The following is a 20,874-nucleotide window of genomic DNA, read 5'->3' as shown; positions in this document are numbered from 1 at the left end:
TCTACAATAACTTCTTCTGTTCAAGATTTCTTCTAGTTGAGCTTGGTTCAGCTTGACCAAACTGTTCTGCTAGGCGCTGACTCCAGCTTGTGGTCGCACGCGCCCCAGCATAGTCAGCCTGTACACGGTCATAAGCCGCAATCACATCAACTGTTTGTTCCTGATATTCTTCCTCAAACACCACTTGATTCAATGGCAAGCGAGGTTTGACTTCATGTTCTTCATTTGGAAGACCCAGCGCCATCCCAAAGACAGGATAGGTGTAGTCAGGCAGGTTAAAGAGCTCTGCCACTTCTTCTGACTTGTACCGCACCAAGCCAATAATGACACCGCCATAGCCTAAACTTTCAGCTGCCAGCAGGGCATTTTGACCAGCAAGAGCTGCATCGACCGAACTAATCAAGAGGCCTTCCACACCTTGTGGTTGGAAAGTATCGGTATGAAGTCGTGCTCCCTTTTCTGCTCGGTTCAAATCTCCGACAAAAAGAAGAAAAACAGCTGACTGGCGAATGGCTTCTTGAGGTACCAATTCATACAGGGCATCTTTCTTCTCTTGACTTCGCACTACAATCACAGAGTAGGATTGAAAATTCTTCCAAGACGAAGCCATCTGGGCTGCTGTCAGGATTTCAGTCAAGTCTTCCTGAGGAAGGGCTTGCTCCTTAAATCTACGCACTGAAGTATGAGCTTTCATCAGTTTAATAGTCTCTGTCATCGACGGTTTACTCCTTCTAAACGAGTCTCCTCAGCCAAATAACGGATGCGTTCCATGACGCGTCTGGCTTCCCAGGTTTCGTCATTTCCATGTTTCCCTTTAGCGAAATGCTGCTCCAATTCTTCAAAGTTGAAGTTGGAGGTGAAAAAGGTCGGTAAATTTTCCTGCATCCGATATTGGAGAATGACTTGTAGGATTTCATCACGTACCCAAGCTGTTGATTGCTCGGCACCAATATCATCTAAAATCAGGACTTCAGACAGTTTAATCTCATCTACCAAGGTCTTGACATTACCATCACCGATAGCATTTTTGACATCAATAACAAAGCTAGGATAGTGGAGGAGAGTGGAGGAAACACCACGTTTTTCTGACAAATCATGGGCTAAGGCAGCCACCATAAAACTTTTGCCCACACCAAAATCTCCATATAAGTAAAGACCTTTTCGAATAGCTGGATATTGCTCTACGAAGGCTAATAGCTTTTCAAAAACTGGCAAGCGACCCAAATCATCCAAGTCTACTTGAGCCAGACTAGCTTTCTTGAGACTGGCTGGCAGATTGATTAACTTGAGACGGTTCTTAATAGCCGCTTCTTTTTCAGCCGCGATTAGTTCAGGAGTTTCTTCATAAGAAACATCCGCATAGCCATGATTCATAACCAAAATCGGCTTGTATCCTTTGGCGATATAATCCGTATCACCACGGAGAAACTTGTCGCGCTCGGTGATGTACTGATTAAACTTGGAGATACTGCGATTTAATTCCTCTGGAGTAAGGGATTCTTGCTGGATAAAGGCCGCAACATCAGGGTCCTTCATGATTTTCTGGACCAAATCTTGATAATGAAAACGGCTAGGTTGACGTTTGAGTACGTCTCCGACACTTTCCATCTAATCTCCTCCTTTTTCTAATCGAGCTAATAGTTCTTGTTTCTTACGTTCCAGTTCCAGACGAGTTTCCTCGCTGGTTTCATTCTTATAATCTGGATTGCTCCACTTGGGTACATTGGACTTGGCAGGACTGGGTTTACTGCTTTTTTGAGCCTGATTCTTCTGTCCTCGCTCACGGATGCGCAAGACTGCCTCTTCTGCCGAATGAATCTTTTGATAGGCGTAATCATTGGCTACCTTCATGGCATATTTCTCATTGATATTTGCTGAATCCACCTTATTAAAGGTCAATAAGAGAATAATATTGATGACTTCATCCAGCAAGCCCAAGCCAGCCATCTGTTGCAAGAGTTCTCTTTCTGTTTGAGTAATGGTCCCCTTGCGTGTTTGCTTGATTTCTGCCAAGAACTGCAGGGCTGTTTTACTTTTGGCTTCTTTGATAATGGTTGTTTCCTTAGGACTAAAGTCAGAGGAAACAGGTTTTTGAGCAATTTTTTCCCGCATGCGTCTGGTTGAAATAACCTGGGAAACAGCTGTTGACTTGGCCAATTGATAGGTTTCAAACCAAGTCCATTTCTTCTCCTCGGCAATGGCAAAGAGGTTCAAGACATCGGACTGCTCATCCACAAAACGAAGTCCATCTCGAGCCATAAGCTGACGAAAATGGTCTAAGTCAAAATCATTGGCTACTTTCTTCTTGAGACCAAGGTCTTCTTGACTTCCCAGCTCTGCCAAATCTGGAAAGACTTGATTGAGCGAGACAGGTATTTTTTCTCCCTCAGCACTCTCAACTTTCAAATCCTCCACCGCTGCATCGCCAATCTTTTTCTCTAAAAATCTACGATAAACAGGATGCTCTAAGAAGTCTTGACTAGATAGAGGAGCATGGATAACTATCTGATAAACATCCCCCTTTTGATAGAGAGTCAAGAGATTAAAAGCAGATAGGATTTTTAGGGATTTTATCAGTCTATCCATCCCAAAATTGAGATGATTGAGAATGCTTGAAAAGAGGTATTCCTTTCTGCCATTATCCCAAAAACTAATCGTATAAAGATAAAGGCTCAGTGCCTCCTGACCGATAATCGGGAGGTAGCACTGTACCAGAGATGAGGTATCTTGCGACACCCGATTATTCTTTAGATAAGAAAAACGGTCAATTGGCTTCATTTATCTTTCCTTTTTCTTTTTAGAGGACTGGGTGATTTGTTGGAGCAAGCTCTCTAACTCACTGACATCCTTAAAACTACGATAGACACTGGCAAAACGTACATAGGTAATCTCATCTAACTCAGCCAACTCCTCCATGACGAGTGAACCAATGTCCTCACTTTGAATTTCATTTTCATTTCGACCACGGAGTTTCTGTTCGATACGATTGACTACCATGTTGATTTCATCACTTGACACAGGACGTTTCTGGGCTGAGCGGATAATCCCATTAAAGATTTTATCTCTGGAGAATTGTTCCCGTGTGCCATCTTTTTTAACGACCACTAAGGTTCTCTCTTCTACTCGTTCGTAGGTTGTAAAACGGTGTTGGCATTCATCGCACTCACGTCTTCTACGAATAGTGTTCCCTTCTTCTGCTTGGCGACTATCGATAACACTTGACTTGGTAGCCCCACATTTTGGACAACGCATCCTTTCCCTCCTTATCGTTTTCTTTTCATTATACCATTTTTTAAGCGATTCCCAAAACAATTCTTCTTTTTGCTTGACAAGTTTTTTGTTTTGTTGTATTATTTAATTAAGACAAAAAGATAGAAGAAAGGAGACCAAGATGTCCTGGACATTTGACAACAAAAAACCCATCTATTTACAGATTATGGAGAAAATCAAGCTTCAGATTGTTTCCCATACACTGGAACCCAATCAACAACTTCCAACCGTGCGAGAGCTAGCTAGCGAGGCTGGTGTCAATCCCAACACCATCCAAAGAGCCTTGTCAGACCTTGAACGAGAAGGATTTGTCTACAGTAAGCGCACAACTGGACGATTTGTGACTGAGGATAAGGAGCTAATCGCCCAATCGCGCAAACAATTATCCGAAGAAGAATTGGAACACTTCGTTTCCTCCATGACCCATTTTGGCTATGAAAAAGAAGAACTACCAGGCGTAGTCGGCGATTATATTAAAGGAGTTTAAGCCTATGTCATTACTAGCATTTGAAAATGTATCCAAATCATATGGAGCAACACCAGCCCTTGAAAATGTTTCCCTTGAGATTCCAGCTGGAAAAATCGTTGGTCTTCTTGGTCCAAACGGCTCAGGGAAAACAACCTTGATTAAACTAATCAATGGCCTCTTACAACCAGATCAAGGACGCGTCCTTATCAACGACATGGACCCAAGCCCAGCAACCAAGGCTATCGTAGCTTATTTGCCGGATACGACCTATCTCAATGAGCAAATGAAGGTCAAAGAAGCCCTAACCTACTTCAAGACCTTCTATAAAGATTTCAATCTTGAACGCGCCCATCATCTACTTGCAGACCTTGGCATTGATGAAAATAGTCGTCTCAAGAAACTATCAAAAGGAAACAAGGAAAAGGTACAACTGATTTTGGTTATGAGCCGTGATGCTCGTCTCTACGTTTTAGACGAACCCATTGGTGGGGTAGACCCTGCTGCCCGTGAGTATATCCTCAATACCATTATCAACAACTACTCACCAACTTCTACCGTTTTGATTTCTACCCACTTGATTTCTGATATCGAACCAATCTTGGATGAAATTGTCTTCCTAAAAGACGGAAAAGTCGTCCGTCAAGGAAATGTAGATGACATTCGCTATGAGTCGGGTGAATCCATTGACCAACTCTTCCGTCAGGAATTTAAGGCTTAAGCAAAGGAGATTATTTATGTTTTGGAATTTAATTCGCTACGAATTTAAAAATGTTAACAAGTGGTATTTAGCTCTTTATGGTGCTGTGCTAGTCCTTTCTGCCCTTATCGGGATACAAGCACAGACCTATAACAATCTACCTGTCAAAGAAAGTCAACCTACTATGCTACTTTTTCTAGCCCTCGTCTTTGGTGGCTTGATGATTACACTTGGGATTTCAACTCTTTTCTTAATCATTAAACGCTTTAAAGGTAGTGTCTATGACCGACAAGGCTATCTGACTTTGACCTTGCCAGTTTCTGAACACCATATCATCATAACCAAACTAATCGGTGCCTTTATCTGGTCGTTGATTAGCACTGCTGTCCTAGCTCTAAGTGCTTTTGTTATTTTGACCTTAACAGCTCCAAATTGGTTTGCAACTTCTGACTTGATTCCACTTGCAGGAACATACCTTCCTCAACTCTCTCTTATGGGGGTATCCTTCCTACTAAATACCATTTCCAGTATCCTCTGCATCTACTTAGCCATTTCCATTGGACAACTTTTCAATGAATACCGTACAGCACTCGCTGTTGCAGCCTACATTGGTATCAAAATCGTCATTGGATTTATTGAACTCTTCTTCAACACCAGTACTAACTTCTATGTCAGTTCATTTGCAGGATTTAATGATAATTTCTATATGGGAGCAAGCGTAGGCATTGTTGAAGAACTCATTTTCATAGCTATCTTTTATCTCGGAACCTACTACATCTTGAGAAACAAGGTTAATTTGCAATAGTTTTAAAATCAAAAAGGATAACATCTCATCGCAGAGAGGCTATCCTTTTTTCTTTGATCTCATTTTCCGTCTAACTTTATTTAAAAACAAATCCTTTTAAATCTGATTTAAAGGTCTTGTTTAATTTCTCTATTGTGACACTATCATTATATTCCTTACATATTCTCATAGCTTTGGAACATTCTTTTTTACCTAACTCTACTTGATTCGTTTTTATGAGATAAATACCTTTTAAAAAAAGCAAATAATTCTTTTCAAAATAATATCCTTGTCTGGTCAGTAAATTTTCTAAATCATCTATAAAAAATTGAGCGCTATCTAACAAATTATTTTTTAATAATAATTCTAAATTAAATAAATATAAAGGAATTACTCTATGTGTTCCCATATCTGTTTTTAAAAAATGTCGTGTTTTCTTGATTACCGCTCTATATAGTAAGCTTATGGTTTTAGTGTTCATAAAAAACACCGAATTATAGAAAATTTTCAGTTCATACTCCATCCAATTATCTACAGAAAGCAAATACTTGATTAGCTCATTACATTTAGAGGCATTGTAAGGAAGATTTGCAAGCCGGTTGATCTGTTGCTCAGCAATCAACTTTATGTGACAATTGCATAAACTTTTTTCCTGCTTTTGTTTTAGCTCTATTTTCTTTATTAGTTCTTGTAACAAAATGATATCTGAAGAGTTTACAGCATGTTCCAATTCTTCAAAAAAGCATTCTTTTTTGGAATAATAGCAATGAACTAATTCTTCAAATTCCGAAAATGATATCCCCAGGCGATTTAACAACATGTAAAAATGATCAATAGATAATTTTGTAATCCCATTTTCGAAACGAGAAATAGTTGACTCACTAATCTTATCACAAGCCAAATCTTTAAGACGAAAATTTTTTGAAATACGGATATCCTTTAAAACTGCTCCAAAATTTTCCATAGTATTCCTCTTCCATTTCTGCAAAAAATTAAACCTGTTTTTTTATTTGTGATATGATTATGATTATACAAAAATAAAACAGAAAGGACAATATGATTATGAAAAAAATTTTATTGTCATCAGTTGCTTTACTGAGCCTAGTGACAACACTACCAGTAAATAGTCCAGTTTCTGCTCAAGAATCTATCTCTCCCAAGGCTTATAGTCACTCTAATGGCAGTTGGATTCAATCGAATGGCCGTTGGTGGTAGAAACATTCTGACGGTTCTTACACTAAAAACGGGTGAAACATCAACGAGAGCAGTACCTATCGAAGATGTTAATGCTATGGAAAAGGTTTTTAGTAACCAAAACTTTAGTAAAGTTGTTCGTTTCCCAGATAAAACTAAGTCCGAGATTATTGCAAAAATGCAAGAGCTTTTCAAATCTTCTAGCGAAAGCGATGTGAACTACCTTTACCTTACTTGCCATGGTGGAGAAGATGGGACGATAGCCATTGGTAGCGATAAAATATCCTTTTCAGGTTGGGAATTAGCATCTATACTGAAACAATATAAAGGTAAGTTTGTGGTTATGCTGGATTGTTGCTATTCAGGAAAAATTATAGATGTAGGTAAATCAGATGAAAAGGTTGCCTCCAAGTCTGAAGAAAGATTTGATGAACAAGCATTTTTGGCAGGATTTTCAACAGGAAATCTAGCAAGCAAGAATGGTGAAATGCTTGATTCTAAGTTCCTCGTACTATGTGCCTCTTGTATGGATGAAGAATCGTATAGTGCAGTCGGAGTAGGTAGTCTTGCCACCAGATACTGGGCAATGGGTACAGGTTGGGATCCGCTTCAAAATAGAATGATTTCGCCTATGGCAGACACCAACGCTAACGGAAAAATCACTTTAGAGGAACTGTATCAATACTCTTATCCTCTAGTTCTTGAAGATGCATCAAAAATTCGCGAAGAGCAACATGTATCAGTTTATCCTAAAAACAGCCAATTTGTTTTATTCCAAAAATAAGGGGTTAAGAAAATGAAAGTATCAAAAAAAATCACATTATTTGGTTTGTCTCTAGCAGGTTTAGCTTTACTAGCTTTCCCTCTTTCGGGAAAGGCCTTTGAGCTTAAAGAAGTTTGGCGTGTTAAAGGAGGAGTTGTATATCAAGATGACAAAATTCTTCGATTTAACAATGGTCATAGCATAGATATAAAAGTCTTGGATTTACCAAAAACTGAGAAAATTGAGTGGAGGGTCAGTCTCAATGGTCAAGATCAAACTGTCAATTTCCTAAGTCAAGAAGTGGATAGATCCAATATCGGAGAAGAAGGACATTACCTGAATTTCTATGTTCCTTATGGCTATAGAGGAGATATCAAGGTCGAGGCCAAGAGCGGAAATGAAGTAAAAACCTGGTCCACTAAAGTGGTAGATGATGTATATAATGGTGGAAAGAGTGGCTACTATCGTATTAAAGAATCAAATGATCAATACACCTACCTTGATACTAAATGGGACTATCAAACCAAGACCTACACTGCTACCTTACCAGAGACTATCAATGGTCAAAAAGTCTTTGCTTGGGCAGAGGAGTATGATAATATTAAACTTGTAAAGCCAGGGACTATCAGTCATTTCTACAAAGGGGGGGGAGTCTTCAGAGAACTTTATCCGATTGTAAAAGCAGAAAGCTGGCTAAATCTAAAAAATAATCAAGGTGAAAAGTGGTACTATCAAAAACAAGGTCAACTAGTGCAGAACGATTGGGTTAAGGACAAGGGAACTTGGTACTTTATGAATGATAAAGGGGTCATGTTCAATCAAACTTGGCTCTATCAGGGTGGCAACTGGTATGCCTTTAAATCATCAGGAGCTATGATTTCTAGTGACTGGCTATATGATAATCACTCTTGGTATTACCTAAGAGACTCAGGTTCTATGGCGACAGGTTGGATCAAAGATAGTGGATCTTGGTATTATCTAAACAACTCAGGTTCTATGGCAACAGGCTGGGTAAAAGATAGTGGATCTTGGTACTACCTCGCTTCATCAGGTAAGATGCTTCACAATACCTACACACCAGATGGTTACTATGTAGATTCCAGTGGCGCTTGGAAATAATCTAATGTACACATTTTATTCCATCAACTATTAGTGTACATGCTCAAACTAAATGTTATCAGAGCTACAAAAAATCTAGATAATAATACAAAAAGCGAATCGAAACAATGAACTCTGTTTTGTTCGCTTTTTGTTTTAATCTGTGTCAGTACGATATTTTCATTTAATTGCATATCCCCCAAAAATTTACATTTTTATATGAAGTATTTAAGATAAAAGCAAACGCTAAATCATATCCTCAAAAAAACAGGATTAGAACATTTGAAAAATCGAACACTCAGTAATGATAGTCTATCTGGTGGCGAGAAGCAACGCCTTGAAATCGCTCGCGCCCTCTACCATGATAGCCAACTCATCTTAGCAGATGAAATCAAGGCCAATCTTGACTCGGAAAATAGCAGAAAAATTAGCGATTTACTCTTCTCCCTACCTCAAACAGTCATTGAAGTCATTCACCACTACACGGAAGAAGACTTAAAACACTACGACCAAGTCAGTCACTTAAGCAAAGAAAAGTAATATTCTTCGAAAATCGCTTCAAACTATGTCAGTTTGACCTACAAACCCAAGACTTTGCTTTGAGCAACATGCAGATGACTTCCTAGTTTATTCTTTAATTTTCATTAACCCTTGTGCATTTCCTTGAAATTTTCTGAAAAAAGAGTAAACTGGTATGAAAGAAGTCTATTTCGTGGAGTATAGGATGAAATTATATGTTCAATTAATGATTCTCTTTGTGATTTCTCTAATTGGAGAGGGAATCTCTAGTTTCTTTCATTTGCCCATCCCAGGCAGTATTATCGGCTTGATTATTCTCTTTCTAGCCCTGCAATTTAAGTGGCTGAGAACCAGGCATGTCAACATGGTGGGGAATTTCTTGCTGGCCAATATGACCATTCTCTTTTTGCCGCCAGCAGTGGGAATCATGGAGAAGTTTGATGTGATTGCTCCCTATCTTTTGCCCATTGTTTTGATTGTCTTTTTTGCAGCAGTCATCAATATTATCCTCATAGCCTTGGTAGTTCAGTTCATCAAGAGACGGTTTGAGGGAGATTATGAGAAAGGAGATGCCAAATGAGTGAATTTGTTTCCAATCCCTTGTTTGGGCTTGCCCTGTCTATCCTAGCTTATCTAGTGGGAATGCTGATTTACAGACGTTTTCCTCATCCATTGACAACGCCCTTGCTTTTGTCAGCTGTTTTCATTATCATCTTTCTAAAGGTAACAGGTATTTCTTACCAAGATTACTACCAAGGTGGAGTTTATCTGAACAACTTGATTGTCCCATCGACCGTGGCTCTAGGGATTCCGCTTTATAAGAGTTTTCACTTGATGAAGCACCATGCACGGAGTATTCTCTTTGGTAGTCTCTTAGCAGTAGTTGTCAATACCTCTTTCACAGCCCTTGTAGCTAAGATTTTTGGCATGGACTTTTTCCTAGCCATTTCTCTCTTTCCCAAGTCAGTGACAACCGCCATGGCAGTAGGAATTACAGAAAAATTGCAAGGTCTGACGACCGTGACCTTGGTCGTTGTAGTCGCAACTGGGATTTTAACCAGTGTCATCGGCCCAACACTTTTGAAGTGGTTGAAAATAGATGATCCAGTAGCTATTGGTCTTTCCCTTGGAGGAACAGGTCATGCAGTCGGAACAGGGACAGCCTTCCGATATGGCTCTGTAGCAGGAGCCATGGGGGGGTTGGCTATCGGTGTCACTGGTATTCTCTATGTCTTTGTCAGCCCCATCGTAGCTAGTTTGATATTGAGTTAATACTCTTCGAAAATCTCTTCAAACCGCGTCAACGTCGCCTTGCCGTATCTATAGGTAACTGACTTCGTCAGTCTTATCCACAACCTCAAAACAGTGTTTTGAGCTGACTTCGTCAGTCTTATCCACAACCTCAAAACAGTGTTTTGAGCTGACTTCGTCAGTCTTATCTACAACCTCAAAACACTGTTTTGAGCAACCTGCGGCTAGTTTCCTAGTTTGCTCTTTGATTTTCATTGAGTATAAAAAGCAAGGAATTCGAGCAATCTCATTATGGTAGTGACATGGGGGGCTAACTTCTCATATTTATACATTTCTCCAATCAGTTAGTTGATTACAATCGAGATTTTCTATACTCTCCTTATAAGATTTTCGCATAAGATGAGACAGCACACGCTGAAGACGTCTATGTTATTTAGATTTAATGCAATCTTTTAAAAGAGTTTTGATAATCTATATTTCTTATTTAGTTTAGTTGATTTCATATCACTATACTACAATGCTTATCCAAATGATTACACTATCAAAATACCCTATTATTAGATGCTTACGAAACAGATCTTTATACTCTTCAAACCACGTCAGCTTGTCCTTAGTGTGTATATGTTACTGACTTAGTTAGTTCCTCAACCTCAAAACTATGTTTCGAGGAGCCTTCCGCTAACTTCCCAGTCTGATTTTCATTGACTATTAACGATACTTTATCACATAAAGAGGCTGGATGAAAAGTCTTCACAATCAAAAAACGCATACTACTAAGTCTTGAAAAATCCTGGTAGTATGCATTTTTTGTGAGCTGACTTATTTCCTTTCACTATATCGCAAAATGAAATAAGAACGGAACGATGGGATTTTGGAATTCAAATCAATTTATAAGAATGTTTTAGAAGCAATATTATCCTATTTCAGATTCAGTTCACTATACAATCGAGTTTTCAAGTAACCTATTTACATAATGTGTAAGTAATTAGGTTCGTGATTCCACTCTTTTCATCTCTAAAAAACCTCGCTTTCGCGAGGCTCTTCTATTTATAAGATAAGGCGCGTTTAAAGGTTTTCCAGATTCCTAAATCATCTGTTTGAAGGACTAGGCTGGCATACATGCGTCCGATAAATCCTGTTGCTACCACTGCAAAAATCACTGTAATAGCAAGTGAAATCCATGCTTCTAACCCATTTGCATAGCCATTAATGGTTCTAAATGGCATAAAGAAGGTCGAAATAAAGGGAATATAAGAACCAATCTTCAAGATGAGATTGTCACCAGCTGCACCTAGAGCTGTCACTCCAAAAAAACCACCCATAATCAAAATCATCAAAGGCGACAAGGCTTTTCCTGCGTCCTCCGGACGAGAAACCATAGAACCTAGAAAGGCCGCCAAGACTACATACATGAAAAGACTAACCAAAATAAAGAGCAAGGTATTCAGTGAGAAAGCATCTCCCAAGTGATCTAAAACACCAGACTGAGCCAAGAATGGCAAATCTTTAAAGAACAGAATGGCAGTGAGACCACCTACAACATAAATCCCAATATGCGTTAAAATCACTAGAAATAGAGCCATCATCCGCGCATAGAAATAGTGACTTGCCCTTATGCTAGAAAAGACGACTTCCATAATTTTGGTGCCTTTTTCACTGGCAACTTCCTGAGCCGTCACACCCGCATAGGTAATCAGAATCATATAAAGAAAGAATCCTAAGGCGCCTGCTGCAATTGTTTGAATAAACTTTTTATTTTCCTTGGCTTCATCAATCTTTTCTGTGAATTGAACTGTCTGCGCTAAGCGTTTTTCCCGCTCTTGAGACAAGGAAGCAGTTGAACGATTAAGCTGATTTTGTAGTTCATTGAGTGTACCTGTAACTGCAAATTTAATTCCATTTTCAAGCGACGTTTCGCCATGATAAACTGCCTTTAAAACACTATCTTCTTGATCAATAGTCAGATACCCTTTTAATTTTTCATCTTTAATCGCTTCTTTGGCACTTGCTTCGTCTTTATAGTCAAAGTTAACACCATTTACATTCTTCAGTCCTTCTGCTACAGATGGCACTGTTGTCACTACTGCCACTTTATCATTTTTAGCCATTGAAGAGCCTTGGAGATAGGCAATTCCTACAGAGATTCCTAAAAAGAGGAACGGCGAAATCACCATAAAGAAGAAACTCCACGATTTGACATGTCGAAGATAGGTTTCCTTGATTACAACCCACATATTTCTCATACTTCCACCCCTGATTCTAGTTTAAAGATTTCATCGATTGTTGGCGCTTGCTGGTCAAAGGTTGCGATATATTGCCCCTGAGTTAAGATTGGGAAGAGTTCCCTTCCAGCGCTCTCATCCTCCAAAATCAATTTCCAACTGCCTTGTTTGGTCAAGCTCACCTGTTTAACATGAGGAAGGTTTTCCAATTCTTCCTTGCTTCGTTCACTTGAAACAAAGAGACGCGTTTCCCCGTATTGATTGCGGACATCCTGAACTGGTCCATGCAAGACCACACGGCCATCTCGGATCATGAGAATATCGTCACAAAGCTCCTCGACGTTGGTCATGACATGGTCAGAAAAGATAATGGTTGCCCCACGTTCTTTTTCTTGAAAAATGACTTGCTTGAGCAATTCTGTATTGACTGGGTCCAATCCACTGAAAGGCTCATCCAAGATAATCAAGTCTGGCTCATGAATCAGAGTAATGATGAGCTGAATCTTCTGCTGATTTCCTTTTGACAGACTCTTGATTTTATCTGTCAGCTTTCCTTTTACTTCCAACCTCTTCATCCATTGAGGGAGTTTTTCCTTGACCTCCTTGGCATCCATGCCTTTTAGAGTAGCCAAATAACGAACTTGTTCAAGAACTGTCAATTTAGGCATCAGACTGCGTTCTTCAGGCAGATAGCCAATCCGAGCATAGGTCTCCTGACGAATATCCTGACCATCCAGACTGATTTCTCCTTGGTATTCTAAAACCTTCAAAATACTGTGGAAAATCGTTGTCTTCCCAGCACCATTTTTTCCGACTAGTCCCAAAATACGACCTGGTCGCGCTTGAAAGTCAATACCAAACAAAACTTGCTTGGATCCAAAACTTTTCTCTAGGCTTCTTACTTCTAGCATCTTTAACCTCCGAAATTTCTTTCACTCATTATACTCCTTTTTGATAGCCTTTACAATGACTTCTGTCCATTTTTAGAAGACTAATGCTATGTAAAATATGGCCTGGAGCGTTTTTAGTGATAAATCCATTATACAGTAGCAAACTTAATTTATCCACTCTGCTCCTCAACTGTCAGTTTTTTATCCTGAATTGTTATTTGAGTAAGTTCTTTTTCCTCATAAAATTTTCTTCCTCTAAAACTTCTGGAAAAAAACAGATAATTTCTTGACAACATTTTTTATAAGAAACAAGTTCATCTGTCATTTCAAGCAGGAGTAATCCTTTATCTACTAATGGACGGAACGGAATTCAATCGCTTGTCTGATGTGTTTTCTAAGGAACATATCTACTATGCACATCCCTATACCTCTTGGGAAAGGGGAACTAATGATAATCACAACAGGCTCATTCGTAGATGGTTACCTAAGGGAACTAAGAAAACAACTCCCAAAGAAGTCGCATTCATCGAAAATTGAATTAACAACTATCCTAAAAAATGCTTGAACTACAAGTCGCTCAGAGAAAACTTCTTGATGACTAACTTGAACTTGAAATTTAGCAATAATTCATTCACCATCTAACTATATTTAGTAATTATTTCAGAACTGATTAATATTAAAATTAACTAACGATTCAAAGGATTCATACTAGACATAAATTACATCCATCAGATAGAGACTCTTATTATTTTTAGATTTTAGCTTTTCTAGCTTCAGAATACATCTAAACTTTAGAGAAGATGACTATTCGAAAGCTCGAATGCCTCAAAATTATCTCAGATAAGCTATTCGAAACTCAGAATGCTTTTAAATTTATGTAATTGCGATTATTCTAATCTTAGAATACATTTAAACTTTAGTTGACAGACCTATTCTAAGTCTCGAAGGGCTATTTACTTTCTATTCCTTATCAAAAAAGACTCATTCCCCCTTTCTCCTCCAAAATATGGTATAGTAGAACTATACTATCTATGAGGAGTTTACATGTCACAGGATAAACAAATGAAAGCTGTTTCTCCCTTTTTACAGCAAGTTATCAATATCTCATCGATTGTCGGTGGGGTTGGGAGTTTGATTTTCTGTATTTGGGCTTATCAGGCTGGGATTTTACAGTCCAAGGAAACCCTCTCTGCCTTCATCCAGCAGGCAGGTATCTGGGGGCCACCTCTCTTTATCTTTTTACAGATTTTACAGACGGTCGTCCCTATCATTCCTGGGGCCTTGACCTCAGTGGCTGGCGTCTTTATCTACGGGCACATCATCGGGACTATCTACAACTATATCGGCATCGTGATTGGCTGTGCTATTATCTTTTATCTGGTGCGTCTCTATGGGGCTGCCTTTGTCCAGTCTGTCGTCAGCAAGCGTACCTATGACAAGTATATCGGCTGGCTGGATAAGGGCAATCGTTTTGACCGTTTCTTTATCTTTATGATGATTTGGCCCATTAGTCCAGCTGACTTTCTCTGTATGCTGGCTGCCCTGACCAAGATGAGCTTCAAGCGCTATATGACCATCATCATTCTGACCAAGCCCTTTACCCTCGTGGTTTATACCTACGGTCTGACCTATATTATTGACTTTTTCTGGCAAATGCTTTGACACGTAAAAAATCCGTTTGGTTTCCCAAGCGGATTTTTAGAGCGTAGATCGATTATAGCTTGATACTAAATATACTTTGGTATGGAAATCATTCCTATTTTTCAATAGTGAGGTGAGTACTTACCTAGCCTTTCCGCCGTGATAGAAACCCTTGAAATCTAATGGTTTCAGGTGTTCGGAAACTTTGAGACATTAGGCTCAAAGTTTAGGTATGGAATTTCGAAGAAAGTCGCTACCGTCCGTAATCACTTAAGGAAAGGCTCAAAAATATTGTTTTCAACCACAAAATCCGTTTGGTTTCCCAAGCGGATTTTGTGATTTATTTTGAAACTTCTTTTGCAAGGACAAAATTTCCAAGAGTAGCTGAACCATTTCCTGCAACTGCTGGCGTCACGATATAGTCACGCACATCAGGTACTGGTAGGTAACCATTGAGAAGAGATGTAAATTTCTCACGGACACGATCCAGCATGTGTTGTTGAGCCATGACCCCTCCACCAAAGACAATCACATCTGGGCGGAAAGTCACTGTCGCATTGACCGCAGCTTGAGCGATATAGTAGGCTTGAACATCCCAAACAGGGTTGTTGAGTTCAATATTTTCTCCACGTACACCTGTACGAGCTTCCAAACTTGGACCAGCCGCAAAACCTTCCAGACATCCCTTGTGGAAAGGACAAACACCCTTAAACTCTTTTTCAATATCCATTGGGTGTCTAGCAACATAGTAGTGGCCCATCTCAGGGTGACCCACACCACCGATAAACTCTCCACGTTGGATAACACCTGCACCGATACCTGTACCGATTGTGTAGTAAACCAAGTTTTCGATACGACCACCAGCATTGTTACGTGCAACCACTTCACCATAAGCAGAGCTGTTTACATCTGTAGTGAAGTACATTGGCACGTTGAGGGCGCGACGAAGGGCACCAAGCAAGTCCACATTTGCCCAGTTTGGTTTTGGAGTCGTTGTGATAAAGCCATAAGTTTTTGAGTTTTTATCAATATCAATCGGACCAAATGAACCAACTGCAAGACCAGCAAGATTATCGAATTTTGAGAAGAACTCAATAGTTTTATCGATTGTTTCGATTGGAGTTGTTGTTGGAAATTGTGTTTTTTCTACAACGTTAAAGTTTTCATCACCGACAGCACAGACAAACTTTGTACCGCCCGCTTCCAAGCTTCCATATAATTTTGTCATGATAAACCTCTTGTTTTTATTTTCTTTATTATAGCATATTTCGAAAGTCTAAATTTCTCTATTTTTTAGATTTTCCTCTGTAAATCTTACCATTCAAGCAAAAACGAACAAACATGTCATTTGTTCGTTTTCACATTAGAGAGGATTGATTAGATTTTCACTTCGATCACAGCATCCCCCTTCGCAACTGAACCTGTTGCGACTGGAGCTACTGAGGCATAGTCAGCTGTATTTGTAACGATAACCATTGTTGTATCATCAAGTCCAGCTGCAGCAATTTTGTTTGAGTCAAATGTTCCAAGAACATCGCCAGCTTTAACCTTATCACCTTGAGCAACTTTTGCTTCAAAACCTTCACCATCCATAGATACAGTGTCAATACCAACATGGATCAAAACTTCAGCACCATCAGTTGTTTTCAAACCAAAAGCGTGTCCTGTTGGAAAGGCAATTGAAACTTCAGCATCAGCTGGTGCATAAACCACACCTTGACTTGGTTTCACAGCGATACCTTGTCCCATAGCTCCACTTGAGAAGACTGGGTCATTGACATCAGCAAGAGCGACAACATCACCGACGATAGGAGTTACAAGTGTTTCATTTTGAAGAGCTGCTGGAATGTTGCCAGTTGTTTCTTCTTGGACCAAACGTTCTGTCGCCGCTTCAGTAGCAACTTCTTTTTCATCCTCATAACCAAACATGTAAGTAAGAGCAAAACCAAGTGCAAATGATACAGCTACCATAAGAAGGTATTGGGCAAGTTGTCCGTTACCAACATAAAGCATTGTACCAGGGATGATGGTGATACCACTACCATTACCAGCAAGTCCAAGGATAGAAGCCAATCCACCACCGATTGCACCAGCAATCAATGAGAGGAAGAATGGTTTACGGAAGCGCAAGTTCACCCCGAAGATAGCAGGCTCTGTAATACCGAGGAAGGCAGAAAGAGCAGCTGGGAAAGCAAGTGTTTTTAGTTTTGGATTTTTAGTTTTAACACCAACCGCAACAGTTGCAGCACCTTGAGCTGTCATAGCAGCAGTGATGATAGCGTTGAATGGGTTAGCATGGTCAGCAGCAAGCAATTGAACTTCAAGCAAGTTGAAGATATGGTGCACACCTGACACGACGATCAATTGGTGAACCCCACCAATCAAGAAACCACCAAGACCAAATGGCATACTAAGGATCGCTTTTGTCGCGATAAGGATGTAGTTTTCAACAACGTGAAAGACTGGTCCGATGACAAATAGTCCAAGGATAGACATAACCAAAAGTGTCACGAATGGTGTTACCAAAAGGTCAATGACATCTGGAACGACCTTGCGGACAGCTTTTTCAAATTTAGCTCCGACAACCCCGATGATGAAGGCTGGAAGAACGGAACCTTGCAAACCAACAACAGGGATGAAACCAAAGAAGTTCATAGCTGTTACTTCACCACCTTGAGCAACTGCCCAAGCGTTTGGAAGTGAGCCAGAAACAAGCATCATACCAAGAACGATACCAACGGCAGGGTTACCACCGAATACACGGAAGGTTGACCAAACAACCAAACCTGGCAAGATGATGAAGGCTGTATCTGTCAAGATTTGTGTGTAAGTTGCAAAGTCTCCTGGAAGTGGCATTTCAAGAGCAATGAAAAGACCACGCACACCCATGAAGAGACCTGTCGCTACGATAACTGGGATGATTGGAACGAAAACGTCACCGAAAGTACGGATAGCACGTTGGAACCAGTTCCCTTGTTTAGCAGCTTCTGCTTTCATGTCATCTTTAGATGATGTTGGTAAACCAAGTGCAACAACTTCATCGTACATTTTGTTTACTGTACCAGTACCAAAGATGATTTGGTATTGACCTGAGTTAAAGAAAGCACCTTGAACTTTTTCCAAGTTCTCAATCACTTCTTTATTGATTTTTCCTTCATCTTTGACCATGACACGAAGACGAGTCGCACAGTGGGCAACACTGTTGACATTTTCACGTCCGCCCAAGGCATCGATGACTTTTTTTGCAATTTCCTGATTGTTCATTTGCAAAAATCTCCTTATATAAAATTTTGTTCTTGTTTGAAAGCGATTTTATTCGCCCTACGACTATTATTTTATCATGTTTTAGAAATATGTCAAGCGTTTTGCAGAAAAATATTCTATCCACTTAGTAAGATTGATTGTTTTTGACTGTTTTATCAGGTGTTCCTTAAAAAAATAAGTTTAAAATCTTGGTTAAAAGGGTTTTATTTCATTCTCTTTCATATTTTTGTGAAAATTTGATTGATTTCCTGCATTTATTTTATGACTAACGTTTGACAGTTTTTTCTCTTTTTTAACATAAAAGTCTTGCTTTTTTTTCCGAAAACGGTTACTATTAAAAGTGATAAGATTTTTGGAGGAATAGAAGAATGGAATGGACAACTGAGCGTCGTTACAGACTTTATCAAGATTGGACGCAAGAAGAAATTAAGAATATTAAAGAAAATATGGCACAATCTCCATGGCATACTCATTATCATGTTGAGCCAAAAACAGGACTTCTTAACGACCCAAATGGCTTTTCTTACTTTGATGGAAAGTGGATTGTTTTTTATCAGAACTTTCCTTTTGGTGCAGCCCACGGTTTGAAATCTTGGGTTCAATTGGAAAGTGAGAACTTGGTTCATTTCACAGAAACTGGAGTCAAAGTTTTGCCTGATACTCCATTAGATAGCCACGGTGCCTACTCTGGTTCTGCCATGCAGTTTGGCGATAACTTATTCCTATTCTATACAGGAAATGTCCGTGATGAAAACTGGATCCGTCACCCTTACCAGATCGGTGCTTTGATGGATAAGGATGGCAAGATTACGAAGATTGACAAGATCTTGATTGACCAGCCAGCAGACTCTACTGACCACTTCCGCGATCCGCAAATTTTTAACTTTAAAGGTCAATATTATGCTATCGTCGGAGGACAGGACTTGGAGAAAAAAGGCTTCGTCCGTCTCTACAAGGCTGTGGACAACGACTACACAAACTGGCAAGCAGTTGGCGACCTTGACTTTGCTAACGACCGCACTGCCTACATGATGGAATGTCCAAATCTGGTCTTTGTAGGGGAACAACCTGTCCTTCTCTACTGCCCACAAGGATTGGATAAGAAAGTTCTAGACTACGATAATATCTATCCAAATATGTATAAGATTGGGGCTTCCTTTGACCCTGAAAATGCCAAAATGGTAGATGTGTCTCAACTCCAAAACATGGATTATGGTTTTGAAGCCTATGCAACCCAAGCATTCAACGCTCCTGATGGACGTGCTCTAGCAGTTAGCTGGCTTGGTTTGCCAGATGTTTCTTACCCATCTGACCGTTTTGACCACCAAGGAACCTTCTCTTTGGTCAAAGAACTAACTATTAAAGATGGCAAACTCTACCAATACCCAGTCGCGACTATCAAGGACCTTCGTGCTTCTGAAGAAGCCTTCTCAAACCGTACCCAAACCAATAACTGCTACGAACTTGAACTCAACTTGGAACCTAATAGTCAGAGCGAGATTGTCTTACTTGCTGACAAAGAAGGCAAGGGACTTTCCATCAACTTTGACCTTGCAAATGGTCAAGTGACAGTAGATCGTAGCCAGGCTGGTGAACAGTACGCTCAAGAATTTGGGACAACTCGCTCTTGCCCTATCGATAACCAGGCTACTACCGCCACAATTTTTATCGATAACTCTGTCTTTGAAATTTTCATCAATAAAGGAGAAAAAGTATTTTCTGGTCGTGTCTTCCCACATGCGGACCAAAATGGTATCCTCATCAAGTCTGGAAACCCAACTGGAACTTACTATGAATTAGATTATGGTCGCAAAACTAACTGATGTCGCCAAACTTGCAGGTGTCAGCCCGACTACCGTTTCTCGGGTTATCAATAAAAAAGGCTATTTATCAGAGAAAACCATTCAAAAGGTCAATGAAGCCATGAGAGAATTGGGCTATAAACCTAACAACCTGGCTCGCAGTCTGCAAGGAAAATCAGCTAAGTTAATCGGCTTGATTTTCCCAAATATTTCCAACGTTTTCTATGCAGAATTGATTGATAAACTGGAACACCAACTCTTCAAAAATGGTTACAAGACCATCATCTGCAATAGTGAGCACGATTCTGAAAAAGAACGCGAGTACATCGAAATGCTCGAAGCCAATCAGGTGGACGGCATCATTTCTGGTAGTCACAACTTGGGAATTGAAGACTACAATCGTGTGACAGCTCCGATTATTTCCTTTGACCGAAACCTGTCTCCAGACATCCCTGTCGTCTCCTCTGACAACTATGCTGGTGGTGTTCTTGCTGCCCAGACCTTGGTTAAGACAGGTGCCCAATCTATCATCATGATTACTGGGAATGACAATTCTAATTCTCCAACTGGACTACGCCACGCTGGTTTTGCATCTGTACTCCCAAAAGCTCCTATTATCAATGTTTCCAGTGACTTTTCTCCCGTCAGAAAAGAAATGGAAATCAAGAATATCTTGACCCGTCAAAAACCAGACGCGATTTTTGCTTCGGATGATTTGACTGCTATTCTAGTCATTAAAATTGCTCAGGAGCTGGGCATTTCTGTCCCAGAAAAGCTTAAAGTCATCGGCTATGATGGAACCTACTTTATCGAGAATTACTACCCTCAATTGGCTACTATCAAGCAACCCTTGAAAGAGATTGCCCAACTCACTGTTGACCTCCTCTTGCAGAAGATAGAAGGCAAGGAAGTCGCGACAACTGGTTACTTTTTGCCAATTACTCTTTTACCTGGAAAAAGTATTTAATACTCTTCGAAAATCTCTTCAAACCACGTCAGCGTCGCCTTAC

20 protein-coding genes and 2 pseudogenes are annotated in these 20,874 nt (G+C 39.8%); 12 read left to right on the top strand and 10 right to left on the bottom strand.

Annotated features, from left to right (window positions below):
* Position 1: 1 nt before the first annotated feature.
* Genes SP4011_RS02935 through nrdR form a run of 4 tightly spaced genes read right to left on the bottom strand, consistent with a single transcriptional unit; the run spans position 2 to position 3,252 of the window.
* The gene (locus SP4011_RS02935) at positions 2 to 715 is read right to left on the bottom strand and encodes an NADPH-dependent oxidoreductase (RefSeq protein ID WP_338619781.1); all 714 of its coding nucleotides are present in this window, start codon (positions 713 to 715) and stop codon (positions 2 to 4) included.
* Complete coding sequence (gene dnaI / locus SP4011_RS02930) at positions 712 to 1,608, bottom strand: primosomal protein DnaI (RefSeq protein WP_042900503.1); 897 nt, start codon at positions 1,606 to 1,608, stop codon at positions 712 to 714. Before dnaI ends, SP4011_RS02935 begins: the two co-directional genes overlap by 4 nt.
* On the bottom strand, positions 1,609 to 2,778 hold the full coding sequence (locus SP4011_RS02925; RefSeq protein ID WP_338619779.1) for a replication initiation and membrane attachment family protein: 1,170 nt from the start codon (positions 2,776 to 2,778) through the stop codon (positions 1,609 to 1,611).
* Entirely contained in the window at positions 2,779 to 3,252 is a 474-nt protein-coding gene (nrdR, locus tag SP4011_RS02920) for a transcriptional regulator NrdR (RefSeq protein WP_001203672.1), read from the bottom strand.
* A gap of 139 nt (positions 3,253 to 3,391) precedes the next feature.
* Here nrdR and SP4011_RS02915 point away from each other — a divergent pair, with 139 nt between their 5' ends.
* From SP4011_RS02915 to SP4011_RS02905, 3 genes are read left to right on the top strand one after another with little or no spacing between them, the layout of a single operon-like run.
* Positions 3,392 to 3,757, top strand: coding sequence for a GntR family transcriptional regulator (locus SP4011_RS02915; protein WP_000119149.1), 366 nt, complete (start codon positions 3,392 to 3,394; stop codon positions 3,755 to 3,757).
* A gap of 4 nt (positions 3,758 to 3,761) precedes the next feature.
* Complete coding sequence (locus tag SP4011_RS02910) at positions 3,762 to 4,457, top strand: ABC transporter ATP-binding protein (protein WP_000054205.1); 696 nt, start codon at positions 3,762 to 3,764, stop codon at positions 4,455 to 4,457.
* A 16-nt stretch (positions 4,458 to 4,473) separates the two neighbouring features.
* Positions 4,474 to 5,241 carry a hypothetical protein gene (locus tag SP4011_RS02905; protein ID WP_338619775.1) on the top strand — a complete coding sequence of 256 codons (768 nt, stop codon included), beginning with the start codon at positions 4,474 to 4,476 and terminating at the stop codon, positions 5,239 to 5,241.
* Positions 5,242 to 5,317: 76 nt separating this feature from the next.
* Here the strand turns inward: SP4011_RS02905 and SP4011_RS02900 are convergent, their stop codons facing one another.
* Positions 5,318 to 6,184 carry a helix-turn-helix domain-containing protein gene (locus tag SP4011_RS02900; RefSeq protein ID WP_338619773.1) on the bottom strand — a complete coding sequence of 289 codons (867 nt, stop codon included), beginning with the start codon at positions 6,182 to 6,184 and terminating at the stop codon, positions 5,318 to 5,320.
* A gap of 234 nt (positions 6,185 to 6,418) precedes the next feature.
* On the opposite strand from SP4011_RS02900, the gene SP4011_RS02895 reads away from it, so the two are divergent.
* The 5 genes and pseudogenes from SP4011_RS02895 (at position 6,419) to SP4011_RS02875 (ending at position 10,066) form a co-directional block, all read left to right on the top strand.
* Entirely contained in the window at positions 6,419 to 7,198 is a 780-nt protein-coding gene (locus tag SP4011_RS02895; RefSeq protein WP_338619772.1) for a caspase family protein, read from the top strand.
* A 12-nt stretch (positions 7,199 to 7,210) separates the two neighbouring features.
* Positions 7,211 to 8,296 carry an N-acetylmuramoyl-L-alanine amidase family protein gene (locus tag SP4011_RS02890; protein ID WP_338619770.1) on the top strand — a complete coding sequence of 362 codons (1,086 nt, stop codon included), beginning with the start codon at positions 7,211 to 7,213 and terminating at the stop codon, positions 8,294 to 8,296.
* A gap of 225 nt (positions 8,297 to 8,521) precedes the next feature.
* Positions 8,522 to 8,815, top strand: a pseudogene (locus tag SP4011_RS02885) (ATP-binding cassette domain-containing protein); the annotation flags it as partial.
* A gap of 184 nt (positions 8,816 to 8,999) precedes the next feature.
* Positions 9,000 to 9,374, top strand: a complete 375-nt coding sequence (locus tag SP4011_RS02880) for a CidA/LrgA family protein (RefSeq protein WP_000781325.1) — start codon at positions 9,000 to 9,002, stop codon at positions 9,372 to 9,374.
* Entirely contained in the window at positions 9,371 to 10,066 is a 696-nt protein-coding gene (locus SP4011_RS02875; RefSeq protein ID WP_176139676.1) for an LrgB family protein, read from the top strand. Before SP4011_RS02880 ends, SP4011_RS02875 begins: the two co-directional genes overlap by 4 nt.
* Positions 10,067 to 10,114: 48 nt before the next feature.
* Here SP4011_RS02875 and SP4011_RS02870 read toward each other — a convergent pair whose 3' ends face one another.
* The 3 genes from SP4011_RS02870 to SP4011_RS02855 all read right to left on the bottom strand — a co-directional run bounded on the left by SP4011_RS02870 (position 10,115) and on the right by SP4011_RS02855 (position 13,178).
* Positions 10,115 to 10,300, bottom strand: coding sequence for a hypothetical protein (locus SP4011_RS02870; protein ID WP_338619769.1), 186 nt, complete (start codon positions 10,298 to 10,300; stop codon positions 10,115 to 10,117).
* A gap of 788 nt (positions 10,301 to 11,088) precedes the next feature.
* Positions 11,089 to 12,288: an ABC transporter permease gene (locus SP4011_RS02860; RefSeq protein ID WP_338619768.1), complete on the bottom strand. Its 1,200-nt coding sequence runs from the start codon at positions 12,286 to 12,288 to the stop codon at positions 11,089 to 11,091.
* Positions 12,285 to 13,178: an ABC transporter ATP-binding protein gene (locus SP4011_RS02855; protein WP_338619766.1), complete on the bottom strand. Its 894-nt coding sequence runs from the start codon at positions 13,176 to 13,178 to the stop codon at positions 12,285 to 12,287. Before SP4011_RS02855 ends, SP4011_RS02860 begins: the two co-directional genes overlap by 4 nt.
* Before the next feature lie 336 nt (positions 13,179 to 13,514).
* Between SP4011_RS02855 and SP4011_RS02850 the strand changes: the two are divergent.
* Positions 13,515 to 13,799 (top strand): annotated as a pseudogene (locus SP4011_RS02850) (transposase); the annotation flags it as partial.
* Positions 13,800 to 14,201: 402 nt separating this feature from the next.
* Complete coding sequence (locus SP4011_RS02845) at positions 14,202 to 14,819, top strand: TVP38/TMEM64 family protein (protein ID WP_084367610.1); 618 nt, start codon at positions 14,202 to 14,204, stop codon at positions 14,817 to 14,819.
* 319 nt (positions 14,820 to 15,138) lie between these two features.
* On the opposite strand, the gene scrK is transcribed toward SP4011_RS02845, so the two are convergent.
* The gene (gene scrK, locus SP4011_RS02840) at positions 15,139 to 16,026 is read right to left on the bottom strand and encodes a fructokinase ScrK (protein ID WP_218764354.1); all 888 of its coding nucleotides are present in this window, start codon (positions 16,024 to 16,026) and stop codon (positions 15,139 to 15,141) included.
* A 149-nt stretch (positions 16,027 to 16,175) separates the two neighbouring features.
* A complete protein-coding gene (locus tag SP4011_RS02835) occupies positions 16,176 to 18,062 on the bottom strand; it encodes a sucrose-specific PTS transporter subunit IIBC (RefSeq protein ID WP_225904799.1) in 1,887 nt (628 codons plus the stop codon).
* Between the two features lie 368 nt (positions 18,063 to 18,430).
* On the opposite strand from SP4011_RS02835, the gene SP4011_RS02830 reads away from it, so the two are divergent.
* Both SP4011_RS02830 and SP4011_RS02825 read left to right on the top strand, forming a co-directional pair.
* Positions 18,431 to 19,885, top strand: coding sequence for a sucrose-6-phosphate hydrolase (locus SP4011_RS02830; protein WP_218764353.1), 1,455 nt, complete (start codon positions 18,431 to 18,433; stop codon positions 19,883 to 19,885).
* Positions 19,866 to 20,831: a LacI family DNA-binding transcriptional regulator gene (locus SP4011_RS02825; RefSeq protein WP_218764352.1), complete on the top strand. Its 966-nt coding sequence runs from the start codon at positions 19,866 to 19,868 to the stop codon at positions 20,829 to 20,831. Before SP4011_RS02830 ends, SP4011_RS02825 begins: the two co-directional genes overlap by 20 nt.
* Positions 20,832 to 20,874 lie beyond the last annotated feature (43 nt).

It is taken from the genome of Streptococcus parapneumoniae, assembly GCF_037076355.1.
Classification (GTDB): domain Bacteria; phylum Bacillota; class Bacilli; order Lactobacillales; family Streptococcaceae; genus Streptococcus; species Streptococcus parapneumoniae.
This window is presented reverse-complemented; position numbering and strand designations above follow the sequence as displayed.